Source organism: Cyanobium sp. ATX 6A2, from assembly GCF_024346355.1.
In the GTDB taxonomy this organism is placed as follows: domain Bacteria; phylum Cyanobacteriota; class Cyanobacteriia; order PCC-6307; family Cyanobiaceae; genus NIES-981.
The window spans coordinates 17,856-38,755 of sequence record NZ_JAGQCU010000009.1 but is presented as its reverse complement, the minus strand read 5'-3'; the positions used below and the strand labels follow the sequence as shown (position 1 = coordinate 38,755).

Sequence of the window (20,900 nt, the reverse complement as noted above, 5' to 3'; positions counted from 1 at the left end):
GACCTGGAAGTTCGCCATAGCCGAGGCAGCTAAAAGAGTGGCGGTCGCTGCTTCCCGAAGGGGTAAGTCACGATCTGTCGTTGTGAGGATTTCCATGGCTTCAAGCCAATCCCTGGCCCTGGCGCTGATCAGCGCCGGCCTGTTCACCCCGTGCCTGGCCAGTGCCGCTGATCTGGGCGGCCGCGATCTGGCGCTCGAAGAGCTGAGTCGCTACGGCGATTCGGGCTCACTGGATCAGGTCACCAGCATCTCCCAGTTCCCCGACGTGCGCCCCACGGACTGGGCCTACCAGGCGCTCGCCAACCTGATCGAGCGCTACGGCTGCGTGGCCGGCTACCCCGACGGCACCTTCAAGGGCCAGCGGGCCATGACCCGCTTCGAGGCCGCCGCCCTGCTCAATGCCTGCCTCGATCGCGTCACCGAGGTGACCGACGAGCTCAAGCGCCTGATGGCCGAGTTCGAGCGGGAACTCGCCATCCTCAAGGGCCGCGTCGATGGCCTCGAGGCCAAGGTGGGGGAGCTGGAGGCCAACCAGTTCTCCACCACCACCAAGCTGCGCGGTGAGGCCAGCTTCATCCTGGCTGGCTCCCCCGACTTCGACAGCCCGCTGCGCGCCTCCGACGGCAGCCGCCCGGCCCGCCCGAACGAGACCACGTTCAACTACGACCTGCGGCTCGTCCTCGACACCAGCTTCACGGGCAAGGACCTGCTGCGCACCCGCCTGCGCTCCGGCAACTTCAGCTCCCTGCCCTTCCGCAGCGGGATCTTCACCCTCGACAAGGCCACCGGCACCGACGACAGCGTCGAGATCGATCGCCTCTTCTACCGCTTCCCGGTGGGCGAGAGCTTCAACGTCACGGTGGGTCCCCTGGCCCGCAACACCGAGATGCTCTCCTTCATCCCCAGCGCCTACAAGTCAGACATCCTCGATTTCTTTGGCCTCGCCGGAGCCTCCGGCACCTACAACAAAGCGACCGGTGCCGGCGTGGGCCTGAGCTGGCGCCAGCAGGTGGAGAAGGGCAATCCCTACGTCACGTTCGACACCAACTACGTGGCCAACAATGGCTTCGCCGATTCCAGCGTCGGCGCCTTCAGCTCCGACAGCGGCATCAACGCCCTCACACAGCTGGGCTACCGGGGCCGCAACTGGGGTGTGGCCCTGGGCTACCGCTACGGCACCGAGAACTCCAGCCTGCGAAATGCCAACTTCAGCAGCCGGGTGCCGGATGGGGGCAACAACAATAGCCTCTCGCTCGCTGGCTACTGGAGCCCGATCGAGAGCACCTGGATCCCCTCGATCAGCCTGGGCTACGGCTACAACTGGGCCAGCGGCGGACTGGATGATTCCCAGTCCTGGATGGCCGGTCTGCAGTGGAGCGATGTGGGCTGGGCCGGCAATGCCGCTGGCTTCGCCTTGGGCCAGCCTCCCTTCACCGGCGGCGAGAACAACTCCATGCTCTACGAGCTGTTCTACCGCTTCCGGGTGACCGACAACATCACCATCACCCCGGCCGTGTTCTACGGCAGCGACGTGGCTAGCAACAGCGGCAACGACGCCTGGGGCGGCGTGATCCAGACCACGTTCCGGTTCTGATCCAGAGCCGCAAAGCACCTCTTCCCCTCTCCTCACTCCCCCTCATGACCAGGGGGCGATTCGTCTCGGCCCCTGGCGTTCATTCCCCCACAATCATGATCAAGTTCCTCTTCAACGCCAGGCCATTCCGCCTTGGCCTGGCTGCCGTGAGCAGTCTGAGTTTGCTGGGTGCCATCACCGCCACGGCCCAAGCCCAGAGTCGCAACAAGGTTGTGAATGTCTATTCCGGCCGCCACTACAACACCGACAAAGAACTCTACGCACAGTTCACCCGTCAAACGGGAATCAAGGTGAATCTCATTGAAGGAAAAGATGATGCGATGATCGAGCGCCTGCGCCGAGAGGGTGCCAACAGCCCCGCCGACGTGCTCGTGACAGTGGATGCCGCTCGCCTGATCAGAGCCCAGGAGCTGAATCTGTTCCGCCCGATCAACTCGGCCGCGCTCAAGAGAGACGTACCGGCTAATCTGCGCGACCCCAACGGCCACTGGTTCGCGCTCACCCGCCGGGCACGGCCGGTGATGGTCAATCCCGCGCAGGTGAATCCCAGTCTGATCCGTACCTACGGCGATCTCACCCGGGCGGAACTGAAGGGCAAGCTCTGCATGCGCGACCGCTCCAGCGTCTACAGCCAGTCCCTCACCGCCGATGTGCTGCAGCGTGCCGGCAAAGCCACCACCGAGCGCTGGCTGAAGGGCATGGTCGCCAACGTCAAGCAGCCCTTCTTCACCTCCGACACCACCATGGTGCGCGCGGTGGGCCAGGGCGATTGCGGCGCCACCGTGGCCAACACCTACTATCTCGCCCGCCTGCTCACCTCCGACAACGCCACCGACAAGGCGAATGCCCGCAAGGTGAAGGTGGTGTGGGTCGATCCCACCCACGTGAATGTCACCGGCGGTGGGGTGACCAGAACGTCCGGCAATCCGGAGGGGGCCCGCAGGCTGCTGGAGTTTCTCTCCTCCCCCACCGCGGGCGAAGGCTACGCCGGGGCGAACAACGAATACCCCGTGAAGGGATGGGGCAACAACCCCACGCTGCAGAGCTTTGGCACGTTCAAGGCCACTCCGGTGACGATCCAGCAGCTCGGTCAGCGCAACCGCGAAGCCGTGCAGCTGATGCAACAGGGTGGCTGGAAATAGGTCCAGGCGTCCCGCACAGTGGCGATGGAATCAACAGCGCTTGCCGCACCTCAACCCACAGGCGTGTCCCCGGCGGCCGGTCAGGGCCGCTCGGGGCTCATCCTCGCGGCCCTGGGCATCGGCCTTCTGGCCCTGCTTCCCCTGCTCGCCCTGTTCTGGGACGCGCTCTTCGCCGCGCAGACCAGCCCTCTGGGACTGGGGCTTGATGGGGCCGCCCAGATCCGCGGCACCCTGCTGCTGGTGGGCGGCGAGGGCGTGCTGGGGGCGCTGCTGGGCACGGGGATCGGCTGGCTCACCGCGGTGTGCCGCTTTCCCGGGAGGCGTCTGCTGCGCATCGCCCAGCTGGTGCCGATGGCGTTTCCGGCCTATCTGCTGGCCGCAAGCCTGATCGACTGGGGCAGCCACCGGGCCCTGCGCATCCACGGGCTCGGCTGGGCCATCGCGCTCCTCACCCTGGCCAACTACAGCTATGTGTTTCTGCTCACCACGGAGAGCTTCTCGGCGGGTGGTCGTCGCCTGGTGGAGGCCAGTCTCAGTCTCGGCCTGGGCCCCTGGACGAGCTTCTTCCGTGTGGCTCTGCCGGTGGCCCTGCCCGCCATCGGCGCCGGCGTGGCCCTCAGTGCCATGGAGGTGGTGAACGAGCTGGGGGCCGTGCGGCTGCTGGGCGTACCCAGCCTCTCGGCCGGGATTCTCGATCGCTGGCAGGTGGACGGTGACCCCCAGGGGGCGGCGCTGCTCTCGCTGGTGGCTCTCGCGATCGTGGGGGTGATGATCGCCCTGGAGCGGCAGCTGCGCGGACGCAGCCAGCGCTGGAACCTGGAAAGTGACAACGAGCGGCCCTTCAGCTGGCCCCTGCACGGCTGGCGTGCGGCCCTGGCGCAGCTGGTCACGGCTCTGCCGCCCCTGATGGCTGTGGCCATCCCGGCCCTCTGGATCAATGAAGGCTGGCCGGCATTGCGCGCCGAGCCTCTTGGCGAACTGGCGCGGCTCACCAGCCGCAGCCTCACCCTGGCCCTGGGCGCCACCGTGCTCACCTGCTGCGGTGCCCTGCTGCTGGCGATCATCCGCCGCTGGAGCCCCCAACCCCTGATCCGCCAGCTCAGCTTCGTCGCCGGCCTGGGGTATGCCGTGCCGGGAAGCGTGCTGGGGGTTGGGCTGCTGATCATCGGCGGGCCCCTGCTGATGAGTCCACTGCTGCTGCTGTTCTGGGGCTACAGCGACCGCTTCATGGCGGTGAGCAAGCAGGGCCTGGACGCCGCGCTGGAGCGGGTGCCTCCGACCATGGACGAGACTGCCAGCAGCCTCGGCCATTCCTGGCTGGCGGTTGTGCGGCTCATCCATGTGCCCCTGCTGCGGGGACCGCTGCTGATGGGCGGGTTGCTGGTGTTCGTGGATGTGGTGAAGGAACTCCCCCTCACCCTGGCGCTGCGTCCGTTCAACTTCGACACGCTGGCTGTGCGGGTGTTCCAGTACGCCAGCGACGAGCGGGTGGAGGCGGCCATGGCTCCGGCCCTGCTGATCATGGTGCTGGGCCTGGTCGCCTCGATCGCCCTGATCCCGAGCCTGGAGCGCCGCTCGGGCTCCTGAGCGGAACCTAGTCGCGGCCGCAGCGGCACTTGCCGCCCATCCAGTTCGAGCACTTCTTCTGCTTGCAGCTCTTTTTCTTGCCGGTGGTGAGCACCGGGCACTGGCGGGCGCCGGGGCAGAGGTTGGCGAGGTCGGGACTGGCGGTGCCGAGGGGCTGGGCCATGGAGATCAGCTGGCGGGCTGGCCTGAGGGAGATGGGCAGAACCTAGGAGGAATCACAGCGCTTTTGCAAGCGATTCTCAATTGCGTGTGTCCGATGCGACCCGCCTGTGTAACGAGTTCTGCGCAGGAGGCACAACTTTGCGTGGATCCATGGACGCTCTGAGGGGGGCATTGTCATGATCGGATCGTCACTCCATCCAGTCGCCCGCGGCCGCACAGGCCCGCGCGCGGGGACCGTTCCCTGATGCCACGTCCTCTCTCATTGCTCTTGCCAGGCGCCTGCCTTGCCCTTGGCCTCGGCGCCGCCCTGTTCGCCTCGCCGGCTCAGGCCCAGAGTGAAGAGCTGTACACCCTCGAAACCACCTGCTCCCTGCGGGGGGGTGCCGCCCAGCCCTGCGTGGTCGAAGCCTTCGAAGAGGAGAACTTCACCACCTACCGCCACAGGATCGGCACGGTCACCGAAACCATCCGCATCGCCGACAACCCGGTGCGCATGGGCCGCCTCGATCCGGCCACCAGGAGCTGGTTGTACCTCAGCTCGGCCGCAGTGCAGTTCTCCACCAACACCATCTGCTTCAACGGCAGGGATCTGTGCGTGGTGAATCCCAACTACCTCAACAGCATCCGCGAGGAGAGACCGGAAGCCATGGATGGGCGCGACCTGGTGCGGGTGCTCTTCGCTGACAACGGCCGGGTGAAGCTCGCCTGCTACGACGAAGGCTGTGAGGAGCTGCAGTGATGAAGGCATTCCAGCAACGCCCGCTGCAGCCCCTCGCCCTGCTGCTTGCCGGATGCCTCTGCCTGCCGGGCCTTCCCGCAGGAGCAGCGTGGATGGCCGAGCTGCCGGATGCACCGGCCATGGAGCACGGGGCCGATGCCGAGTGGCTAGCCAAGAAGGGTGGCAAGGGCGGCGGGGGGAAAAAAGGAGGAGGCTCCCGCAAGACGTCGTCCAAGGGTTCCAGTGGATTCAAGAGCGCGGGGTCCGGGCTCAGCAAGGGCAACAAGCAACCCAAGGGGGGCTGGAGCAAAAAATCCGACAGCAAGAACAGTCCCTCGCTGAAGAGCCAGAGCAGCAAAGACAACAAGAACAAGCAGGTCCGTCGTGACGACCGGCTCGACAAGCGGGAGAAGCAGGCGGATCGGCGCGACGACCGGCTGGACCAGCGTGACAAGAACCTCGACAAGCGCGCCGACCGCATCGATGATCGCTGGGATCAGCGCTCCAAAAACATCGACAAGCGCTGGGACAATCGCAACGACCGCTGGGATGACCGCTGGGACCGCTATCCCGGCTGGGCCCGGCCCGGCTGGGGCTACGCACGACCCTGGAACTACGGCTGGTATGACAGCGGCTACAGGTCGTCCAACTGGGGCTGGTATGGAGCCAGTGCCGCTGCCTGGGGCCTCACCACCCTCACCACAGCGGCGATCATCAACTCCGCCGTGGACAACGCCGTGTCGAACCAGACCACCTACGTGGTGGTGCCCAACACCGACTACCGACTCCTGTACGGCACGGTGGAGCCGATCAACGATCAGTCGGTGCGGTTTGCGGTGGAGACAGGCAGCAGCGAAACCTATTTCGATGCTGACTGCAACCGAGGCACACTCAATGGGCGCAATCCCAGCAGTGCCAGCGAAGCCGAACTCCTGAACGCGGCCTGTCAGGTGGCTTACGGGGCCGTCTAAGGTTCGGGTCTTACAGCAGGATCCTTTCTCGCTGCAAGACCCAATCGCAACCTTGGCTCCAAAGGTCAGTGAAAAGGGTGGGACTGAACAGACAACTGAAGGACCGCAACACAGGGCAGAGATATCGCGACGGATCTCAATGAGGTTCTCAACTGTTTCCACCCTTGCACCCAATGACCTGCTCTAGAGGGCCTGCTTCCACCTGCGGGAGAGTTGCTTGGGCCTGTCTTGTCGCAGTCTCCAGCGCTGGCCCGGTGTTGGCAGCCGATGAGTCCCGATCACGCAACGTGTCGATGGGCCGCACAAGCCAGCACGTCTAAGTGAACCCTTGGATATCAAATGGATATCCAATACGCCCAGCCCACGGCCCCGCTGTGGCCTGGTCACAACCGACCGTGATCTGCGATCAGGGGCCTGAACAGGGCAGACCGATGCCGCCGGCACACCGCATGGATGCGCAATACGGAAAATATTTCGCTTGACGGTGATTCCTTGGCCGCGCCTTCGCTAGTGGCTGAGCACAGTTTTCCACCCTCGACATCCGCAACAAAAGGTGATAACACTCGCGACCATTCCACGACGGGCAACCACCTTGGCCGCAACCTTATCTGATCGGGCGCCCCGAACCGATCAAGTCGCCACCCGACAGGATTCGATCATGCAGCCTGTGTTCAGCAACCTCGCTGGGCTCGCCGCGGTCCTTGGACTGGTTCCGTGCCTGCTCGTCCCGGTCGCAGCCAGGGCCGAGTCCGCCCCTGAGTCATCCACGGACCAGTCGGCCACTGCCGATGCCGCTGCAGATGTCGATGGTGAAGGCGATGACGTTGGTGATGGCGAGGCTTTGTGGCGGGGCTCCCTCGAGCTCTACGGCTTCGCTCCGCTGAAAGCCACCGGAACCACCCGCATCCGGGGCTTCGAGGCGGACGTGGACCAGGACCTGGGCGACATCCTCGATGCCCTGGAGTGGGCCACCTACGTGCGAGGCAGCGTGGAGCGCGACCGCTGGGGACTGCTCACCGATCTCAGCTACGTGCGGCTAGGCGCCCAGGGGGCGCGCACCGGCCCGGGGGGCCGCCTCACGGGCAAGGCGGAAGTGACCGAGCGGCTGGGCACCTACGACCTGGCCGTGCGCTACCGCTTCGGCGAGCCGGAGACCGCGGTCGCGGAACCGGGCGCCTTCAGCCTGATCCCCTACGCCGGGGTGCGAGTGATCGATGCCTCTCTCGATGTGGATGTGGAGGTACTGGGTGCGGGGCCACTGGGGGTGGATGTCGAGCGGGAGGGAACCTTCGGGCGCACCTGGGCGCAGCCGCTGGTGGGCGTTCAGGGCCAGGTGTTTCTCTCGCCCCGTCTGCGCGCATTCGCGCGGGCCGACATCGGCGGCTTCAACCTCAGCGGCGATCAGGATCTCTCCGGCAACGCCCAGGTGGGTCTGGGCTACGCCGTCGGCGACAGCACCCACCTCAACCTCTCCTGGCGCTATCTGGGGTTGCGCTACCGGAACGATCGCAGCCCGAGCAGTGGCTTCCGCATCGATGAGAACGGCATCGAGCTGGGCATCAAATTCTTTTTCTGATGTCAGTTGATCGCGCGCTGTACCAGCCCTGAGCAGGAGCATCCGAACCATGGTCGATCAGCTCCAAGCCGTCCTGAAGCTGGCTGCATCCGAGATACCCCAGGAGCCAACAGCCCTGGAGACAGGAGTCCCCACCCCCGCTAGTTGTCCATGAATTGTCATCTGCACTGGCTGCTCGCTTTGGCGGCCCTGACGCTCACACCGGGCCCGGCGCTTGCCGAAGCGATCGGCGAGCCTGCCGCCGACGCAGCGACGCCGACGGAACAGTCCAGCCCTGAGGAGGGCAGCGAGGCGGAAACCGGATCTCTGGCGGCGTCATCCCAGAACCCGATCGCCGATCTCATCAGCGTTCCCTTTCAGAACAACACCACCTTCGGCCTGAACCGACCCGGCGGGTTCGATGTGTCGAACGGTGGCCTGGATGATGTCTTCAATTTTGATTCGGAACAACTCAGGAAGCTCCAGCGCAGCCTTGATCCCAAGAAGCTGCGCCAGCTGAGCAAGGATCTGCGCAACTACAACGACGAGACCCTCAACGTTCTCAACATCCAGCCCGTCATCCCGATCAAGCTCAGCGATGACCTGACCCTGGTGACCCGCACGATCGTGCCGGTGGTGAGCAAACCCACGGTTCGCCAGGGTCAGGTGTGGGGGCTGGGTGATATCAACCCCACCTTCTTCCTCGTGCCCAGCGGCAAGGGCCCCTGGACGATCGGCGTCGGGCCCACCTTCCTGCTGCCCACCGCCACTGATGAGGTGCTGGGCACGGGCAAATGGTCCGCCGGTCCCGCCGCCGTGGCCGTCTACACCCAAGGACCTTGGGTTGCGGGTGGGCTGGTGAGCCAGATCTGGTCGTTCGCCGGCGACGGCGAGCGTGGCTCGGTGAGTTCATTTCTGGTGCAGCCCTTCCTCAACTACAACCTTCCGGGTGGGTGGTATCTCACCAGCTCGCCGGTGATCACCGCCAACTGGGAGCGCCGGCGCGACCAGTGGACCGTGCCCCTCGGCGGTGGTCTGGGCCGTATCTTCACCCTCGGCGGCCAGCCGATGAGCGTGGCGGTGGAGGGCTACGGCAATGTGGTGAAACCTTCAGGCTTCGGGGACTTCACGGCACGCGTCACCTTCAAGTTGCTGTTTCCGTCCAAGCGATGAATGGTGCCTGAAAGTCTCGTCAAACGGCAGTACAGATCATCTCGGCTTCTTGCCGGAGGCGGGGCCATCGCAGATGACACACCACCGTGCCCTTAACGATCACGGAAGAATTCCGGTGGACGACAGTGTCGATGCGGCATGATGCAGGCACTGGGCAAGCAGGACTTGAATGCATGGCTGCCATGCCGTGGGCGTCTCATCGTCGGAAGTTCGCGCACTTGAGGCATAAAGGACTGCGGGTCATCTCACTCTGTCTGGGCCTCACCCTGTGCCTGGGGATGCTGCTCACCTCGCAGAAGCCGGTCGGTGCTGTCGATGGCGTCAGCGCCGCCCTGGCCAAGGATGCACGAGCGCAGGAGGTGGACCAAAAGCAGAGCTGCGCGGAGACGCCCAGTTTCGTCACCCTCGACGACCAAAAGGTGGTGGAGCTTCGGCGCGCACCGGCCGCCCAGAATCTCGATGCCTACGTGCGTCGTGCCGAGGGGCGGTTGCTGCAGCTGGCGAGGAACTACAGCATTCAGCCGTCCCAGCTGGTGGTGCAGGCGGATCCGCCCTTCTCCGTGGTCGGCATCCTTGAGCGGGACGGGCACCTCGCGCCCGAGATGGCCGTGGACGATCGCGCCGCGGCCTGTTTCGGTCTCACCCGTCAGAGCCTGGCAATCCGCTACCGCGACCAGCTGCGCACAGCCATCAACGACTACCGAAGCCGCCGCACCCTCAGCTCCTGGCTTAATGGAACGGCACTGGCGGCACTCGTTCTGGGCATCTACATCCTCTGGCTGCGCGGCCAGGTGATGCTCAACGAGCGCATGCGCCGGCGGATCGCCCAGCGGCCGCGGTTCATCCTCCAGCAACTCGGTCGGCTCGGCCTGAGCGGCTTCGTGGATGTCGATCAGGTGCGCGCCCTCACCCAGCTGCTGCGCCAGGTAATCCACTGGAGCGTGGTGATGCTGATCAGCTATCTGCTGATCCCGCTGCTGCTGGGTCTGTTCCCTCCCACCCAGAGCATCGCCGCCGGCCTCCGCGGTCAGATCAGGGATCTCGTGATCGGCTTCCTGAGCGGGGTGGTGCAGGCCATTCCCAACCTGCTCTCGATTCTGGTGATCCTGGTGATCACGCTCCTGGTGATCCGAGCCAGCAATGCCTGGTTCCAGGCGCTCGACCTCGGTCGCGTACGCATCCCCGGGTTCTATCAGGAATGGGCCCTGCCCACGGCGCGCCTGGCCACGATCCTGCTCACACTGATCGGGCTGGCGGCAGCCTTCCCCTACATCCCCGGCTCTGGCAGCCAAGTGTTCCAGGGCGCCGGCCTGGTCGTGGGCGTGCTGGCGGCCCTGGGCTCCAGCGCCATCGCCACCAACGTGATCAGCGGCCTGATGCTGATCTACACCCGGGCCTTCCGCGAGGGTGACCGGGTGGAGATCAACGGCGTGGTGGGGGTGGTGCAGGACCGGGCCCTGCTGGTGACGCGCCTGAAGACCTCGCGCAACGAACTGGTGAGCATTCCCAACGCCAGCGTGATCGGCGCGTCGGTGGTGAACTACAGCTTCTCGCGGCGCGAGATCCAGCAGCCGGTGGCCCTCATGACCACGATCACCATCGGCTACGACGTGCCCTGGCGGCAGGTGCACGCGCTCATGCTCGACGCCGCCCGCAGCGTGCCGGGCATCACCGATGAGATCGAACCCTTCGTGCTGCAGACGTCGCTCAACGACTTCCACATCAGCTACGAACTGAACGCCTTCGTGCGCGATCCCGCCCTCTACCCCCAGACGCTCTCGGAAGTGCTGGCTGCCCTCCAGGATCAGTTCGCCGCCGCCGACGTGGAGATCCTCTCCCCGGGCTACCACGCCATCCGCGACGGCAACCCCCGCACGGTGCCCCCAGCCCCGGACGGGGGTTCCCCTCCGCAGCAGCGTTGATCAGGTTGATCGGGCGGCAGTGAACTGGCGCCGCCACCGCAGGAAGGGGATGTGCACCACCACGGTGACGAGCAGGTAGACCAGGATCGCCAACTTCAGGCCCTCGATGCTGGGGCCGTAGATCCCGGCGAACAGCAGCGCCAGGCCGGGATTGCGCATCGAGGTCACCAGGGCCGCGGTGGTCTGGTCCTCGCGGTCCCGTCCGGCCAGCAGGAAGCCGATCGCCATCGAGGCCAGCACCATCGCCGCCATGAAGGCGAGGGCCAGGAGATTGCGGCTCACGAAGGGGATCAGAAGGTGGCCGGTCTTCAGCAGCACGACCACCACCAGGATCAGCAGCAGCCCGTTCGCGAGCCGGTCGAAGAAACCGGTGCGGCTGGCGGCCCAGGCCGGCCATCGCCGCCGCACCAGGATGCCGAGGGAGAGCGGCAGGATCTGGGCCAGGCCGATCTGGGAGGCCACCTGGCGCGGCAGAACGTCCCAGCCCTCCACACCCTGCAGCGTGGTGAGCAGCTGGGCCATCAGCGGGATGGACACGATGGCCACCAGAGCCGCGCTGACCTGCAGGGTGGCCGCCAGAGCGCTGCTGCCGCCGGCCTTGCCCGCCTTGCGCAGCGTGAGGGGCGCGCTGGGGCACACGGCCATCAGGGCCAGGCCGAAGCGGGCGGGACTGGAGAGCAGCTCACTGAGGGGCAGCTGGAGAAGGAGCACCCCCACCAGGGGGACGAGCACACAGCTGCCGAACAGCACCCGCAGCAGCAGGGCACGCCGGCCCCTGATCAGCTCGCGGATCCCTTCGGTTTGTCCCAGGCCGAGCGCGAACATGATCGCGAACAGCGTGGCGGGAACGAGAAGCGCGGCGGCCTGGGCCATGGGTAGGAAGAGGGGAATGAACAGGAATCCTGGGCAAACCTTGTGGGGCCGCTCAAGCCGAGAGCGCACCTGAGATCAGGATGATCAAGGCGATCGCGCCGATCACGATCAGCGCCGCCGCGGTGGCAGTTGAGATCGACGTCTCCTCGATGTAGACATAATCGTCGCGGCGGATCTGGCGGAGGTCCCTGCGGTGCTGGCGGATGGCCGCCCCCATCGCCAGGATGCCGGTGAGCACGAATCCCATCGCCAACAGGCGCACGCTCAGGTCCACATGGTTGCTTCCCTCGAGGCGGCTGCGGTTGATGGCGCCGATGATCTTGTCGAGGCCGAAACCGAAGCTGATCAGCGAGAGACAGGTGCGGATCCAGGCCATCAGCGTGCGCTCGGCGGCGGCCCGGTTGCGCTGCTTGGCCAGTTCGTTGGTGAGGTTCATGGGTGGTTGTGCATCAGTCCTGCGCCCCTGCGCGTTGCAGTTCCGCCTCCGTCCTCTGCTCCGCTTCGATCTCCCGGGCCAGGAACACGTTGAGGAAGGTGCGGATCACGGCCACGACAGCCAGCTGGATGAGGTTCTGGCCGGTGGCTGCGGTGGTGGTGGCCACGATGTCGGCCCCCAGCTGGAACTCGAGCGCCATCGACAGCCAGCTGCCGAAGGTGAGGCGGATGCCGGTGGTGGGCCGGTGGCGCCGCCGGTGGTTGAGGGGAAAGGGAGAGGCCAGGCGGACCACCGCCACCAGGCCGGTGAACACGCACAGAACGGAGAGGGATTCCAGGAGGAAGCGCATCACCCCGACAACGGCGATGAGGACAACGTCCAGCTGTTCGATTGCTTCCATTGCTTCCATCGGCTTCAGGCGGATTGGGACTCAGGCACCACGCAGCGGAAGCCCATGTGGCAGGTGGAGGTGTCGATGCCCTGGGCCATGCGCGCAGCCGGGCGGTAGCGGCGGCAGTAGCTCGGCGCGCACAGGAAGGAGCCACCCTTCACCACCTTGCGGGGGATGGCGCCGTGCTGGGAGCTGGCCTCGACGCTGGCCTCGCGGGTGGATCCGCGGGGGTTGTCGATCGTGCAGCAGCCAACGGCCGCCTTGTGGTCTGCCACCACGCGGCCGTGGTCGGCATACCAGTCATCGGTCCACTCCCACACGTTGCCGATCATGTCGAGCAGCCCGAAGCCGTTCGGCGGGAAGGAACCCACGGGCGACGTGCGCTCAAAGCCATCGCGGCGGCTGTTGTGATGCGGGAAGTCCCCCTGGAAGGTGTTGGCCATGGGAACGCCGCCGGGGTGGAGCTCGTCGCCCCAGGCGAATTCGGCCCCTTCGAGTCGGCCGCGGGCGGCCCGCTCCCATTCCGCTTCGCTTGGGAGGGCTTTCCCTGCCCAGGTCGCGTAGGCCACGGCATCCGCGTAGGCCACATGAACAACGGGGTGCTGGTCACGGCCCTTGATGGAACTGCCCGGGCCCTCGGGGTGCCGCCAGTCAGCACCGGGCACGTACTGCCACCACCGATAGGGATCAGCGGTGCCCGCCGGCCCCGCCGGCGGCACGAACACGATCGAGGCGGGTGCCAGCAGTTCCGGCCGGGCGTCGGGGTAATCCGCGGGATCCGCGGACCTTTGGGGAAGGGTCACATACCCCGTGGCCTTCACGAACTTCTGGAACTGGGCGTTGGTGACCGGACCCCGATCGATCCAGAACCCCTCCACCCGCACCCGGTGGGCGGGGGCCTCCTCGGGATAGTGGTGATCGGAGCCCATGGTGTAGGTGCCACCCGGGATCCACACCATGTCGCGGGCCGGGGGCCGCCCGGGCGGGCGGGCGGGACCGTCTGGTGCCGCGATGGTCTGGGGCATGGCGCGCTCGATGGTCATGGGCGCATCACCTCGACGCCTGTGGACTTGTCAGGATCGGAAGCCAACGCACCGGGGCTGACTCGTGAAACCTGCCCGCCGGGCCGCTGCCGTTCTGGTCATGATGGCCCTGGCCAGCTGGGGCCCGGCCAGGGCCGCAGAGCCCGATGCATTGCCGTCCTGGAACGAGGGGGCCGTCAAGCAGGCCCTGCTCACGTTCGTGCGGCGGGTGAGCCGGGAGGACTCTCCGGACTTCGTGCCCGTGGCGGAGCGCCTCGCGGTGTTCGACAACGACGGCAACCTGTGGCCGGAGCATCCCCTGCCGTTCCAGCTTCTCTATGCGCTGGACATGCTGCGGGAAGCGGTGAAACAACAGCCGGAACTGCGCCGCGACCCGATGGTGCAGGCAGCCCTGCGCAACGACGTGGCCGCCCTGGTGGCGGGACAGCGTCATGAGGGGCTGCTGCGGATCCTGGCCCTCACCCACGCCGGCATGACCACCGAGGACTACCGGGCATCGGTGCTGCGCTGGCTCGAGACGGCGCGCCACCCCCGCTTCGGACGGCGGTTCGACGAGCTCGCCTACCAGCCCATGCTGGAACTGCTGCAACTGCTGCGCAGCAACGGCTTCCGCACCGTGATCGTGTCCGGCGGCGGGGCCGACTTCATGCGCGTGTGGACGGAACGGGTCTATGGCATCCCGCCGGAGCAGGTGGTGGGCAGCACGGCGCTCACCCGCTTCGAACTGCGGGACGGGCGGCCGGTGCTGGTGAAAGGGCTCGATCATCTGTTCGTGGACGACAAGGGGGGTAAGCCGGTGGGGATCCATGCCGTCATGGGCCGGCGGCCGATCGCCGCCTTCGGCAACTCCGATGGCGATCTGGAGATGCTGCAGTACACCACCATCGCCAATCCCAGGCCTTCCCTCGGCCTGCTTGTCCACCACACCGACCCGCAGCGGGAGTATGCCTACGATGCCAATTCCCGCAGCAGCGGCCGGCTGGTGGAAGCGCTGCGCCAGGCCCCGGAACGGGGCTGGCTGGTGGTGGACATGGCCCGGGATTGGAGGGTGGTGTTCGCACCCTCCAGCCGGAACGGCCTATGAGTGGCCGGTGGTGCTGATCATCTTCTCCATCACCTCCTCCAGCGAGAAGCTGGCGGCCTTCTGCCGCGGCGGGAATTCCTGGAAGGTGGCCAGGAAGCGGCCCACGTAGGTCTGGGCGGGCACCAGCATGAAGGCGTGGTCGAGCATCCAGTCCCAGTAGGTGTTGGAGGTGATGTCGGCCCGCTCGTAGGGATCGGTCTTGAGATTGAAGATCTTCGGCACCCGCAGCTTGGTGAAGGGCTCGGCCCACACCTGCAGGGTGCCGGCGGCCCGCTGCTCCATGAACACGATCTTCCAGTTGTCGTAACGCAGCGCCGTCAGGTCACCGTCGTCGGAGAAGTAGAAGAACTCGACCCGGGGGCACTTATCGCTCTGGCCCGTCCAGTAGTCGAGCATGTTGTAGCCGTCGAGATGCACGTGGTAGTGGCGATCGCCGGCCTGATGGCCGGCCTTGAGCTTCTCCTTGATCTCCGGCTCTCCAGCGGCGGCCAGCAGGGTGGGCAGCCAGTCGAGATGGCTCACGATCTCGGTGAACAGCGTGCCAGGGGCGATCTTGCCGGGCCAGCGCACCAGGGCAGGCACCCGGTAGGCCCCCTCCCAGTTGGAGTTCTTCTCGTTGCGGAAGGGGGTCATGCCGGCGTCGGGCCAGCTGTTCATGTGCGGCCCGTTGTCGGTGCTGTACATCACGATCGTGTCGTCGGTAACGCCCAGCTCATCGAGCAGATCGAGCATCTCGCCGATGCATTCGTCGTGATAGATCATCACGTCGTGGTATTCCGACTGCCAGCGGCCCGAGCGGCCCAGATCCTGCGGACGGGCATGGGTGCGGAAGTGCATGTGGGTGGTGTTGAACCACACGAAGAAGGGCTCTCCGGAGGCCACCGCGTCGCGGATGAAGCGCTTCGCCTCGCGCAGGAACTCCTCGTCGCAGTTCTGCATCCGCTGCTTGGTGAGCGGGCCGGTGTTCTCGATCCGCTGGCTGCCGTCGCCGTTGGCCCAGCTGTGCAGCACGCCCCGAGGCCCGAAGTTCTTGCGGAAATCGGGAAGGTCTTCAGCCGTGGGGTAGTCCCGCAGCTCGGGCTCCTCCTCGGCGTTGAGGTGATAGAGATTGCCGAAGAACTCATCGAAGCCCTGGTTGGTGGGCAGGTGCTCGTCGCGGTCGCCGAAGTGGTTCTTGCCGAACTGGCCGGTGCGGTAGCCGAGCGGCTTCAGCAGAGAGGCGATGGTGGGATCCTCGGTGCGATAGCCCAGTTCAGCGCCGGGCAGACCCACCTTGCTGAGGCCGGTGCGGAACACGCTCTGGCCGGAGAGGAAGGCGGCACGGCCGGCGGTGCAGCTCTGCTCGGCGTAGTAGTGGATGAAGCGGCCACCTTCCTTGGCCACGCGGTCGATGTTGGGGGTCTGATAGCCCATCAGGCCATCGCTGTAGCAGCTGAGATTGCTCTGGCCGATGTCATCGCCCCAGAGGATGAGGATGTTGGGCTTGCCGTTGGGCATGGCTGGGAAGGCCGGACGAACTGCCTTCATCGTGGGAGGGGGGAGCGGAAACGCCTACCCAGTGGTGGCTTCCGTTACCGAATGGATGCTGCGTGAACCGTCAAGTTCGGCGCCGGGCGCTGACTGCGGACCATGCCGCAACGCCCTGCAATCGGGGGCAGGGAAAGGGATGCGCCCAGAGCGGTCTAAAATCCAGCCGCTCTGGGCCGGGCGAGGCGACCTGACGTACTGGCGAACTGACGTGCTCGAGAACCCAGGAGGGAACGCATCAGCAGTCCCCCTGCTGTTTCACAACCGCCACACCCAGCTCGATCGCGATCCGCAGGCGCTGGCGGTACGCCTGGCCCAGAACCACCCGGTGCTGGACTTCGCGCCGCGGCACGGGCATGTGGCGGGGTTCGTGCATCGCGCAAACACCATCAGGGCAGGGTCCCTGCTGCTCACCAGCGGCTACACCTCGCCGATCGAGGGAGCCATGGGCGAGGAGACAGGCAACGCCTATCTGCAGTTCTGCCTTGCCGGCAGCATCCGCTATGAGACCCAGGGTCTTCACCAGGTGATCCATCAGGCGCGACCCCTCTGGTTCTCACCGGGCGCCGAGTATCGCTTCACCACCGATCACCTCAATGCCCTGGTGATGCGCCTCGATCTGGAGCGGCTCAGGAGCACGGCCGCCGCCATGGCCGGGGTCGGGGTTTCCCAGCAGCGCTTCGCCAGCGACCTGGAGCGTGCCAGGGTTTTTGTGTGCGAAAACCGACGCACCCTGCAGCTGATCCAGGTGTTTCGGCGAACGTTGTCGCTGCTCGACAACCCCGATCTGGATACCCATGGACATCTGGATGTGCTCCAGGTGGACGATCTGATCTACCGCGTCTTCGCGCTGCTGCTGCACCCGCGGCTTGACGCCGTTCTGGCCGTGAATCGACAGGGCGGCGTGGCATCCCGGGAGCGCATCTTCGAGGATCTCCTGGAATGGATCCGCGCCAATCTGCACACGCCGATCAACCTCACCGAAATGGAGCGGCGCAGCGGTTACTCCCGCCGCACCCTGCAACTGGCTTTCAAGCAGCGCTTCGGCTGTGGCCCGGTGCAGTGGTTCCGTCGACAACGGCTCGAACAGGCACGCCAGGAGCTGCTGAACTCGACGTCGGACGCGAGCGTGGCCAGCGTCGCGGAGCACTACGGCTTCGCCAGCCAGAGTGACTTCAGCCGGGTTTTCATGGCCCACTTCGGCCTACGGCCTTCGGACGTGCTGAGGGAAGGCCGGCGGCAGCTCTGGCCCAGGGCGCTCAGCACCTCCTGAGGCCTCCCGAGCCGTGAACACGGGACGGGACAGGGGCTGGGAGCCGGCGGGGCCCCGGCGCAAGCCCAGAGCGAATCCACCGACCCCTACCGCCTGAGCACCACCTGCTCCGTGGAGGGCGGTGCGGCCCAGCCCTGCGTTGTCGAAGCGATCGACGAGGGCAGCTTCACCACCTGCCGCCACACCATCGGCCGCAGCACCGAATCCATCCGCATCTCCGACGCCCGGGTGCGCATGGGCCGCTTCGCCGGGAAGAGCGAGGGCTGGACCTACATCACCAGCGTCGCCACACGCTTCTCCACCAACACCATCTGCTTCAACGGCACCGACCTCTGCGTCATCAACCCCAACCACCTCAACAGCATCCGCGAGGACCGGCCCACCGCCACGGAAGGCGGTGACCTGATGCGTGTGCGCTTCGCCGCCGATGGCCGCGGGTCGCTCCCCTGCTACGACGACGGCTGCGAGGGGGTGCAGTGATGGGAACCCCAAGCAAGCGTCAGCGGCCCTTCGGCCTGCTGCTCGCCAAGAAAGGCGGTGGCGGTGGCGGCCACAAGGGAGGTCAGGTGGGAGCAGCGACAGCAAGAACAAGCAAAGCCAGAAGGACAAGCTCGAGCGTCGCGACGACAAGCTCAACCGGCGTGCTGATCGCTATCACCACCACCACTGGGACGACCGCTGGGACCGCTATCCCGGCTGGGCGCGGCCGGGCTGGGGCTGGTGGGGGGCCAACGCCGCCGCCTGGGGCATCAGCGCCCTGACCACGGCCGCCATCATCAACTCAGCGGTGGACAACGCGGTCAACGACCACGTCACGTCCATCACCATGTCCAACAGCGACTACCAGCTGCTGTACGGCACGGTGGCGCCCAGCACCAGCCAGTCGGTGCGCTTCGAGGTGGAGATCAACAACCAGGAGGTGGTGATGGATGCCGACTGCAACGGCGGCAGGCTCAACGGTCGCACCCCCAGCACCCTGGCCGAGGCCAAACTGCTGAACGCCGCCTGCCAGGTGGCCTACGGGTCGGTGTAGGGCGGGGCGGAGCTGGGCCAGGCCCTCAGCTGCTGAGGGCCCCCACAAGCAGCACCAGCAGTGCCAGCACGCCGATCGCCGTGACCACCACCGCCGTGGCCGCGGCGATCGAGGGCCGGTGGCTGTAGAGGTAGTCGTTGCGCAGCAACTGCCGCAGATCCAGCCGGTGCTGGCGGGTGGCCAGGCTGAGGGCCAGCACGCCCGTGACCACAAACCCCGCCGACACGAGTCGCACCCCCGGCGTATCAACGCCGCCGGCGGCGGAGCGGCCATGGAGGGCAGTCACGATCTGATCGAGACCGAAGCCGAAGCTGATCAGCGACAGACAGGTGCGGATCCAGGCCATCAGGGTGCGATCGGCAGCAGCCCGGTTGCGTTCCTTGGCCAGCTCGTTGGTGAGGTTCATGGCGGCAGGGTGGTGGCGCCGTGGGCGGATCCAGGGTTGACGCTGTGCGCACGCAGGCTGTCCTCATGGGCGGCCTCGGACTCGATCTCCCGGGCCAGGAACACGTTGAGGAACGTGCGGATCACGGCCACCACCCCCAGCTGGATCAGATGCTCTCCGGTGGGGGCGATGGTGGTGGCCACAATGTCAGCGCCGAGCTGGAACTCCAGGGCCGTGGCCAGCCAGCTGGCGAAGGTGAGCCGGGCCCCGTGGGACGGGCGGCCGATGTGGCGAGGATGGCGGCGAATGCGCCGGCGCACCGCATGGGACAGGGCCGCCCCCAGGCCCATCAGCACGGCCATCACCGAGAGCATCTCGAGCAGCAGGCGCAGCGCTTCCGCCAGGCCGAAGAACTGCTCCGCGAGCAGCTCAACCACGTGGACCAGGGCTGCTGGGCCAGCACATCGGATCGGTCATCCGGGAGGAGTGATCAGGCATGGTTCATGGTGGGATCAGGCCGGGCCTTCCAGCTCCAGGGCCTCGTCGGCGGCGCAGCGGGGGCAGACGGCACGCACGTTGAGCACACATTCCAGCAGGCGGAAGCCGCGACCATCTGCGGCCGCCTGACCGGCCGCGAGCACGCCCGGGTTCTCAAACTCCTCCGTGCGGCCGCAGCGGATGCACACCAGATGGTGGTGGTCGCGGTGGGCGTCGCTGGCCAGCTCGAAGCGCCGCCCCCCCTCAGGCAGCTCCAGTTCCAGCAGCAGCCCCATGGAACTCAGCAACCGCAGCGTGCGATACACGGTGGCCAGGGACACCCGGGCGCGGTCGCGCAGCAGCCGCTGGTGCACCTGCTCGGCGCTCAGGTGGGTGCCCTCGCCGGTGCGCTCGAACAGATCGAGCACCCGGTGGCGCTGGGGGGTGAGGCGCTGGCCGCGGTGATGAAGGCTGTTGCGCAGACCCTCGCCGGCCGAACCGGAAGCAACCATGGTCGGCTGAGGGGGCCTCTCAATAATAGGCACAATTGCAAATCAGGTGGCCCGCCGATCCAGCCAGCCATCGAGGCGGGCGCAGCCGGCGCCCAGCCCATCGGCCAGGGTGGCCACCAGCCGGTAGCTGAGGACGATGGCCAGCAGCGGCGCCTCCGGGATGGCACCGCCCAGGCGCAGCAGCAGGGCCGCCTCGAATACCCCCAGACCCCCCGGCGCCCCAGGCACCACCAAGCCGATGGTCCAGGCCAGGGCGAAGCCCGCCAGCCAGCTGCTCCAGGCCAGGGAGGTGTGCAGATCAAAGGCCAGCACGCAGCAGGCGAAGCCGGCGAAGCGCAGCAGCACGAAGACCAGCTGCACCAGCAGTGGCAGCCAGGGATACCCGGCCAGGGACTCCCGCAGCCCCTCCCCCGGGGCCGTCAGGGCTTCAGGTTCGAGCTTCAGGCGTCGGGCCTGGCGCCGCTCCAGCCGCTCCAGCAGTGGCGCCAGCCAGCGCGGCCAGAGCAGGGCCAGCGGCAGCAGGCACACCAGCGCCAGGCCGTTCTGCCAGCCCGCCACCGCCACCAGGGCCAGGGCCGCCACGGCCGCCAGCAGGGGATCGAGCAGCACCGCCAGCAGCGCCAGGGCCAGGGGCGCGGGCTGGCGCAGGGGGCCGTCGGCGGCCCGCAGGGGAGCGAGGCGACCGGCCAGATGCCACACACCGCCGGGCAGAAACTTGCGCAGGTTGGTGTCGAGGTAGAGGGTCACCAACGGCGCCCAGCGGGGCCGCAGCTGCAGCCAGCGCAGCACCACCCCCAGCCCCAGGGCATTGACCACCAGGCTGAGCAGGCTGAACCCCACCGCCAGCAGCAGCCACCACCAGCCCTGGGGATCGAGGCTGAGCTGCAGCATCCGGCGGCCATGGCCCACCAGGGCGGCCAGCACGAAGCCGAAGCTGAGCAGGGTGATCCACAGGGACACGCCTCCCGGCAGCGCCATGCCGCGCAGGGCGGCCGCCAGGCGGCTCAGGTGCGGCCCCGGGGATGGCAGCGGCAGTTGGGGG

At 66.8% G+C, this 20,900-nt stretch carries 22 protein-coding genes; 12 read left to right on the top strand and 10 right to left on the bottom strand.

Annotation, left to right across the window (positions count from 1 at the left end; genetic code table 11):
- Positions 1–94 precede the first annotated feature (94 nt).
- The 3 genes from KBY96_RS09625 to KBY96_RS09615 all read left to right on the top strand — a co-directional run bounded on the left by KBY96_RS09625 (position 95) and on the right by KBY96_RS09615 (position 4,323).
- Positions 95–1,594 (top strand): iron uptake porin, encoded by a 1,500-nt coding sequence (locus tag KBY96_RS09625; protein ID WP_254979152.1) that lies wholly within the window; start codon positions 95–97, stop codon positions 1,592–1,594.
- Positions 1,595–1,689: 95 nt separating this feature from the next.
- On the top strand, positions 1,690–2,736 hold the full coding sequence (locus KBY96_RS09620; protein WP_254979151.1) for an extracellular solute-binding protein: 1,047 nt from the start codon (positions 1,690–1,692) through the stop codon (positions 2,734–2,736).
- A 63-nt stretch (positions 2,737–2,799) separates the two neighbouring features.
- On the top strand, positions 2,800–4,323 hold the full coding sequence (locus KBY96_RS09615) for an iron ABC transporter permease (RefSeq protein WP_315859490.1): 1,524 nt from the start codon (positions 2,800–2,802) through the stop codon (positions 4,321–4,323).
- A 7-nt stretch (positions 4,324–4,330) separates the two neighbouring features.
- On the opposite strand, the gene KBY96_RS09610 is transcribed toward KBY96_RS09615, so the two are convergent.
- Complete coding sequence (locus KBY96_RS09610; protein WP_254979149.1) at positions 4,331–4,486, bottom strand: hypothetical protein; 156 nt, start codon at positions 4,484–4,486, stop codon at positions 4,331–4,333.
- A gap of 243 nt (positions 4,487–4,729) precedes the next feature.
- On the opposite strand from KBY96_RS09610, the gene KBY96_RS09605 reads away from it, so the two are divergent.
- From KBY96_RS09605 to KBY96_RS09585, 5 genes are all read left to right on the top strand, one after another.
- A complete protein-coding gene (locus tag KBY96_RS09605) occupies positions 4,730–5,224 on the top strand; it encodes a hypothetical protein (protein WP_254979148.1) in 495 nt (164 codons plus the stop codon).
- Positions 5,224–6,174 carry a hypothetical protein gene (locus tag KBY96_RS09600; RefSeq protein WP_254979147.1) on the top strand — a complete coding sequence of 317 codons (951 nt, stop codon included), beginning with the start codon at positions 5,224–5,226 and terminating at the stop codon, positions 6,172–6,174. The genes KBY96_RS09605 and KBY96_RS09600 overlap by 1 nt, the downstream gene beginning before the upstream one ends.
- Positions 6,175–7,015: 841 nt before the next feature.
- A complete protein-coding gene (locus KBY96_RS09595; RefSeq protein WP_254979146.1) occupies positions 7,016–7,750 on the top strand; it encodes a hypothetical protein in 735 nt (244 codons plus the stop codon).
- 150 nt (positions 7,751–7,900) lie between these two features.
- Positions 7,901–8,902 carry a neuromedin U gene (locus KBY96_RS09590; protein ID WP_254979145.1) on the top strand — a complete coding sequence of 334 codons (1,002 nt, stop codon included), beginning with the start codon at positions 7,901–7,903 and terminating at the stop codon, positions 8,900–8,902.
- 278 nt (positions 8,903–9,180) lie between these two features.
- The gene (locus KBY96_RS09585; RefSeq protein ID WP_254979144.1) at positions 9,181–10,824 is read left to right on the top strand and encodes a mechanosensitive ion channel family protein; all 1,644 of its coding nucleotides are present in this window, start codon (positions 9,181–9,183) and stop codon (positions 10,822–10,824) included.
- Here KBY96_RS09585 and KBY96_RS09580 read toward each other — a convergent pair whose 3' ends face one another.
- The 4 genes from KBY96_RS09580 to KBY96_RS09565 form a co-directional block, all read right to left on the bottom strand.
- Positions 10,825–11,697, bottom strand: a complete 873-nt coding sequence (locus KBY96_RS09580; RefSeq protein ID WP_254979143.1) for a bile acid:sodium symporter family protein — start codon at positions 11,695–11,697, stop codon at positions 10,825–10,827.
- Between the two features lie 52 nt (positions 11,698–11,749).
- Positions 11,750–12,133: a YidH family protein gene (locus KBY96_RS09575; RefSeq protein ID WP_254979142.1), complete on the bottom strand. Its 384-nt coding sequence runs from the start codon at positions 12,131–12,133 to the stop codon at positions 11,750–11,752.
- A 13-nt stretch (positions 12,134–12,146) separates the two neighbouring features.
- Entirely contained in the window at positions 12,147–12,482 is a 336-nt protein-coding gene (locus KBY96_RS09570) for a DUF1622 domain-containing protein (protein WP_254979141.1), read from the bottom strand.
- Between the two features lie 65 nt (positions 12,483–12,547).
- Positions 12,548–13,567, bottom strand: a complete 1,020-nt coding sequence (locus KBY96_RS09565) for a formylglycine-generating enzyme family protein (protein WP_254979140.1) — start codon at positions 13,565–13,567, stop codon at positions 12,548–12,550.
- A 103-nt stretch (positions 13,568–13,670) separates the two neighbouring features.
- Here KBY96_RS09565 and KBY96_RS09560 point away from each other — a divergent pair, with 103 nt between their 5' ends.
- Positions 13,671–14,651 carry an HAD family phosphatase gene (locus tag KBY96_RS09560; protein WP_254979139.1) on the top strand — a complete coding sequence of 327 codons (981 nt, stop codon included), beginning with the start codon at positions 13,671–13,673 and terminating at the stop codon, positions 14,649–14,651.
- Here KBY96_RS09560 and KBY96_RS09555 read toward each other — a convergent pair.
- Positions 14,646–16,148, bottom strand: a complete 1,503-nt coding sequence (locus KBY96_RS09555; RefSeq protein WP_254979138.1) for an arylsulfatase — start codon at positions 16,146–16,148, stop codon at positions 14,646–14,648. The two genes, KBY96_RS09560 and KBY96_RS09555, sit on opposite strands and share 6 nt — an antisense overlap.
- Before the next feature lie 241 nt (positions 16,149–16,389).
- Here KBY96_RS09555 and KBY96_RS16405 point away from each other — a divergent pair, with 241 nt between their 5' ends.
- From KBY96_RS16405 to KBY96_RS09540, 3 genes are all read left to right on the top strand, one after another.
- On the top strand, positions 16,390–17,451 hold the full coding sequence (locus KBY96_RS16405) for an AraC family transcriptional regulator (protein ID WP_254979137.1): 1,062 nt from the start codon (positions 16,390–16,392) through the stop codon (positions 17,449–17,451).
- A 111-nt stretch (positions 17,452–17,562) separates the two neighbouring features.
- A complete protein-coding gene (locus KBY96_RS09545; protein WP_254979136.1) occupies positions 17,563–17,931 on the top strand; it encodes a hypothetical protein in 369 nt (122 codons plus the stop codon).
- A 346-nt stretch (positions 17,932–18,277) separates the two neighbouring features.
- Positions 18,278–18,484, top strand: coding sequence for a hypothetical protein (locus KBY96_RS09540; protein ID WP_254979135.1), 207 nt, complete (start codon positions 18,278–18,280; stop codon positions 18,482–18,484).
- 25 nt (positions 18,485–18,509) lie between these two features.
- Here the strand turns inward: KBY96_RS09540 and KBY96_RS09535 are convergent, their stop codons facing one another.
- From KBY96_RS09535 to KBY96_RS09520, 4 genes are all read right to left on the bottom strand, one after another.
- Positions 18,510–18,890, bottom strand: coding sequence for a YidH family protein (locus KBY96_RS09535; RefSeq protein WP_254979134.1), 381 nt, complete (start codon positions 18,888–18,890; stop codon positions 18,510–18,512).
- Positions 18,887–19,306 (bottom strand): DUF1622 domain-containing protein, encoded by a 420-nt coding sequence (locus tag KBY96_RS09530; protein WP_315859489.1) that lies wholly within the window; start codon positions 19,304–19,306, stop codon positions 18,887–18,889. Before KBY96_RS09530 ends, KBY96_RS09535 begins: the two co-directional genes overlap by 4 nt.
- Before the next feature lie 75 nt (positions 19,307–19,381).
- Positions 19,382–19,858, bottom strand: coding sequence for a Fur family transcriptional regulator (locus KBY96_RS09525; RefSeq protein WP_254979133.1), 477 nt, complete (start codon positions 19,856–19,858; stop codon positions 19,382–19,384).
- A gap of 42 nt (positions 19,859–19,900) precedes the next feature.
- Positions 19,901–20,836, bottom strand: coding sequence for a lysylphosphatidylglycerol synthase domain-containing protein (locus KBY96_RS09520; RefSeq protein WP_254979238.1), 936 nt, complete (start codon positions 20,834–20,836; stop codon positions 19,901–19,903).
- Between the last annotated feature and the right edge of the window lie 64 nt (positions 20,837–20,900).